Here is a 5131-nt window from a genome sequence, read left to right as displayed (position 1 = left end):
ATGAAAAACCAAAGCAATGGCTTCGTCCCACGCATTGTCGGTACCGTGTCCGTAATAAATATTTGCATCATTAAAACGACTGACACCCCAGCGTAACATATCACCAATTGTTCTTAATTCAGTAACGGCTTCATCAACAAAAATCTTATCCAAAATTCACTCCAACATTTTAATTCCGACTCATTGTAACTGAACTCTATTCATATGGCATCGGATTCAATAAAATACCCTTATGAATAAAAGAACCGATAAAGATGATTTGGCACTATTTGCAGAGCAAACAAAAGGAATGAAACCTTTTGAGCAAAACAAACGCCACTTTAAATCAGCCCCTAAAGACCGCAAAGTGATTGAGGAAAAAGAGCAACAGCTACATGCTGACAGCTTCTTCTCTGATACTTATCAACCACTACTGCCCGAAATTGGTCCGATGAAGTGGGCAAGAGATGACGTTGATAGCTATGAAGTAAAACGTCTGCGCCGCGGAGATTACGTGCCAGATCTATTGTTGGATTTGCATGGTCTACGCCAATCAGAGGCAAAACTTGAGCTAGCCGCTTTGATCCAAGCCTGCATTAAACAGCAAAGCCATTGCTGCTGCATTATGCATGGGCATGGTACGGGGGTGTTGAAACAGAATATTCCAATGTGGTTAGCGCAGCACCCTCACATAAAGGCCTTTCATCAAGCGACTAAAGAATGGGGCGGCGACGCGGCATTACTGGTGTTAATTGATATTGGCGACCAACCGTACCGACGTTAAGTGTAGTCTTGCAGTGCAATCAATACAGACTAAGGCTGCGCACACAAAAAAAGTGAGTCTTTTGGGACTCACTCCTTCCTAAACCCTAAACCCTAAACCCTAAACCCTAAACGATGCTAGCAGATCATATGAGGTGCATATTGCCATTCTACAGAAGCTTGCGTCGTTTGCTTATTAATGAGCGTAACACCTGAAGTGGCAAACAATGGCGGCTCAAAGCCTGGTACCAACTCACTCACCAAATAGCCTAACAGTGGCATATGTGCCAAAACCAATACATTTTCAGCTTTATAATGTTCAGCATAAGCAAGGACGGTTTCCGCAACTGTCGCAGGGTCTCCCGAAGGTACCAGTTCATCTAATGTTAACCATTGACGAGGTTCAGGAAAATGCTGATGCATTTCTTGCCAACTTTGTTGCGCTCGCAGATACGGACTGACAAGCACTAAATCAAACTCAGTAACGCTCTGTCCTAGCCAATTACTCATCAAGCCTGTGTGCTGGCGACCAGTATCCGTTAATGTGCGTTCTCGATCTGAATGGGCATTAAAGCCCGCTTCACCATGTCGCATTAAAAATAGCTGCATACCGCTTTGCTACTCCCAACTTTTTATTCTTATTAACTAATTGTAGTCTGAATCTTAACAGCAACATACCGTTTTTTAGTTATTAATTAGTCGAATATAACTTGTGGTAGTTTTAAGATACTAACCATAAAAGAGTCAAAAGGTTAATTGAACATCAAATTGAACATCAAATTGAACCAAAATCAGCCAAACGACAGATTATTTTACCGTTTGGAGATCTTGTGTTTGAAGATAAGTAGAAATAATGGCAAGTTACATTATTACAGCAACCTAGAATCATTTACATCGCTAGCCTATCGACTCAATCCCACAAGCCGACCAAGAGATGTAAATTGGTTTTTTTACGTGCTTTATCGACAAGTGATTACTAAAGTAAGTATCTAGGTTAGATGCTGTTCGATCAATTGGAGCCATGCTTTTGCCAAAAAACAAAAAAGTTATCACCAGTCCAAATGACCATCGCAAGTACCGTAATATCACCTTAGAAAATGGGTTATCGGTATTATTGGTTGAAGATCTGCAGTCAACAGAAGCGGCAGCATCAATGGCTGTGGCCGTAGGTCATTTTGACGACCCGGTTGCTCGTCCTGGTATGGCACATTTTCTTGAACATATGCTTTTTCTTGGTACTGAAAAATTCCCTGACTCAGGAGAATACTCAGCCTTTATCAACCAGCATGGCGGAAGTAATAACGCTTGGACTGGCACTGAGCACACCAACTTTTTTTATAGCATCAACGCCGCACAATTTGAAGCTTCGCTCGACCGTTTTAGTCAATTTTTCATCGCACCATTATTTGATGTAGCGTTAGTTGATCGCGAGCGTCATGCTATCGAATCTGAATTCAGTATGAAGTTAAAAGACGATATTCGACGCGTCTATCATGTGCAAAAAGAAACGGTTAACCCTGCTCATCCCTTTTCCAATTTTTCAGTGGGTAACCTAGAAACATTGGCTGGCGAACAACAAAACTTGAGAGAAGAATTAATCGCTTTTTATAACGAAAAGTACAGTGCTAACATTATGACATTATGCATTGTGGCTCCCACCTCTTTGGATGATTTGGCCAAGCTTGCTCACACTTATTTTGCTGCGATTACCCACCATCCAGAACCTACTCAATATCCAGATACCCCAATTTATCTAGCAGAACAATTACAAGCAAAAATCAACATCGTTCCTCTCAAAGAACAGCGACGAATTGCGATTACGTTTGCTTTGCCTGCGCTTGAACGCTTTTATAAGCGTAAGCCTTTGACATTTATTAGTCACCTTCTAGGTTACGAAGGCAAAGGTAGCTTGCTCTCCTATTTAAAAGAACGAGGACTAGCCAACAACTTATCGGCTGGCGGTGGTGTAAACGGTTACAATTTCAAAGATTATAATATTAGTATCCAACTTACAGATCTAGGGTTGAACAAGCTTAAAGACGTTATTGATTGTACTTTTGAGTACATTACTTTAATCAGAGAGACAGGGTTAAGCGACTGGCGATACAAAGAAAGGGCTGCTTTACTCAAAGTTGCTTTTCAATATCAGGAACAAGTTAAGGCACTGGATTTGGCAAGTCATCTGAGCATCAACATGCATCATTATGATGTTGAAGATGTGGTTTTTGGTGATTACCGCATGGATGGTCTTGATGTTATCGAAACCCAGCAGTTATTAGCGATGATGACTCCGACCAATATGCGCTTACAACTTATTGCTCCTGAGTTAGAGACCGATAAACAAGCCGCTTGGTATCACTCACCGTATCAGATCCGTAAAATTGCCACGGAAGATATCACTCGTTGGTTAGCACCTAAAGTGCGCTCCGAACTCACCTTACCCTCGCCTAACCCGTTCATTATTGACCATTGCGTCGCAAGAACAGATAAAAGTAACGGGCCAGTACCACTAGTGGTATCACAAGAACCTGGCTATCGAATTTGGCATAAAAAAGATGATGAATTTAACGTACCCAAAGGGCATCTCTATCTTTCCTTGGACTCAGCTCAAGCTGCTGCATCACCCAAACATGCTGCATTAACACGACTGTATGTAGAAATGCTGCTTGATTACCTCACCGAGTATACCTATCAAGCAGAGGTCGCAGGCCTGAGCTACAACATTTATCCTCATCAAGGTGGGATCACCTTACATTTGACCGGTTTTTCTGGCAAACAAGAAGCACTGCTCTCACTTGTTATTGAAAAAGCACGCGAGCGCAAGTTTACTCAGAACCGCTTTGAATTGATAAAAAAGCAGATCTTACGCAGCTGGTATAATCATACTCAAGCTAAGCCAATATCCCAGCTATTTACCAGTTTAACGGTGACGCTGCAAAAGCGCAGTTTTGAACCCGCTCGGATGGCTGAGTTACTTGAAGAGATCACGTTAGAAGACTTACATGCACATGTTAAAAGTTTCTATGAAAAAATACATTTAGAAGGTTTGGTTTATGGCGACTGGCTGGAAAGTGAAGCTAAGGCCTTAGGTTGTAAGCTTAATAGAATTTTATCCTTGGTCACCTCCCCAAGTTCAGAGTCTTCAAGGGAGCTTATCGACCTCTCAAATAAAGGCACATTGTTGAGAGAAGTTTCAGCCTCTCATCAAGACAGTGGCATTATTGTCTACTACCAATCTGATACTGCGACACCAGAAAATATGGCGCTGTTTAGCTTGCTAAACCATACGATGTCATCTACGTTTTTTCATGAGTTAAGAACGCAAAAACAGTTGGGTTATATGGTCGGCACGGGTTATCTGCCTCTGAATCGATACCCTGGTATTATTTTTTATATTCAATCACCGAACTCTGGACCACAGGTTCTATTGCAGGCGATAGACGAGTTCATTGCAGATTTTACCTATGCAATATTACAAATCACCAATGAGCAATGGGAATCAACTAAAACCGGCCTTGTGAACCAAGTCATGGAACATGATGCGAATCTTAAAACGCGCAGTCAACGTTACTGGTCTAGCATAGGTAACAAAGACTATGCCTTTAACCAAAGGGAAAATGTTGTAGAGCAAATAAAGACGTTAACTCGCTCTGATTTAATCAAGTTTATAATGAAGAAGATGCGGACTAAACATTGTGATCGACTGGTCCTCTTTAGCACGGGTGAGTCCCATCAAGATCAAGCGCAGCTAAAGTCCGATAATATGATCCTAGATCTCCGTGCATTCAAACTCAAAGCTGAACAATTTGATTACTAAAGCGCGGCATATTGGGTAAACAGTGAAACGATGAGAAACGGAATGTCTAAACGGATAAACATTAAAGTTAACCCGTTTAGACAATAAAAAAACACAAAGTGGACATATATCATACTGAAAGGATGTGAGTAATGATAATTAGCTACGAAATGCACGAAGACTTTTGACAATGACGTCACTTTCTGAAAAAGTGAGCATTAGATACTGTTGCCTTAAGACATTGGTTAAAAATAAAATAATAAATATGCCTAAGACACTGCTAAAAGTTACACTATTTTTGTTCCTGCTCTTCTCGTCGATGCAGTCTTCTTTAGCATTCACGCTAAACTCTGTCTCTCTAGGTGTACCTGAAGGACTATCTCAAAGTAACGTTACATCCATCGTTGAGGATGCTGATGGTTATGTTTGGGTTGGTACCCTTAATGGGCTAAACAGATACGATGGTAAAACCTTCCGCCATTACTTTCCTTCAGATAGCAACCAGTTAGCCAGCACTTTCATTCGCAGCCTCTACATTAGCAAGTCAGGATCCATGTACATTGGAACTGATAAAGGTTTATCCGTATACGATCC

4 protein-coding genes and 1 pseudogene are annotated in these 5131 nt (G+C 41.2%); 3 read left to right on the top strand and 2 right to left on the bottom strand.

What is annotated here, in order from left to right; all coding sequences use genetic code 11:
• Positions 1–153, bottom strand: a pseudogene (locus CXF82_RS00545) (50S ribosomal protein L3 N(5)-glutamine methyltransferase); the annotation flags it as partial.
• Positions 154–232: 79 nt separating this feature from the next.
• Here CXF82_RS00545 and smrB point away from each other — a divergent pair.
• A complete protein-coding gene (smrB, locus tag CXF82_RS00540; protein ID WP_101091481.1) occupies positions 233–763 on the top strand; it encodes an endonuclease SmrB in 531 nt (176 codons plus the stop codon).
• 116 nt (positions 764–879) lie between these two features.
• Here smrB and sixA read toward each other — a convergent pair whose 3' ends face one another.
• The gene (gene sixA, locus CXF82_RS00535) at positions 880–1350 is read right to left on the bottom strand and encodes a phosphohistidine phosphatase SixA (protein ID WP_101091480.1); all 471 of its coding nucleotides are present in this window, start codon (positions 1348–1350) and stop codon (positions 880–882) included.
• A gap of 418 nt (positions 1351–1768) precedes the next feature.
• On the opposite strand from sixA, the gene CXF82_RS00530 reads away from it, so the two are divergent.
• Together CXF82_RS00530 and CXF82_RS00525 are read left to right on the top strand one after the other, a co-directional pair.
• Positions 1769–4558, top strand: a complete 2790-nt coding sequence (locus CXF82_RS00530) for an insulinase family protein (RefSeq protein ID WP_102043480.1) — start codon at positions 1769–1771, stop codon at positions 4556–4558.
• Between the two features lie 244 nt (positions 4559–4802).
• The coding region (locus CXF82_RS00525; RefSeq protein WP_145991621.1) for a ligand-binding sensor domain-containing protein at positions 4803–5131 on the top strand (329 nt) is incomplete at its 3' end.

This window comes from Shewanella sp. GutDb-MelDb (assembly GCF_002836075.1).
Taxonomy (GTDB): domain Bacteria; phylum Pseudomonadota; class Gammaproteobacteria; order Enterobacterales; family Shewanellaceae; genus Shewanella.
This window is presented reverse-complemented; position numbering and strand designations above follow the sequence as displayed.

Coding starts and splice junctions, on each gene's coding strand:
- smrB (WP_101091481.1), top strand. CDS start 233: ATGAATAAAAGAACCGATAAAGATGATTTGGCACTATTTGCAGAGCAA.
- sixA (WP_101091480.1), bottom strand. CDS start 1,350: ATGCAGCTATTTTTAATGCGACATGGTGAAGCGGGCTTTAATGCCCAT.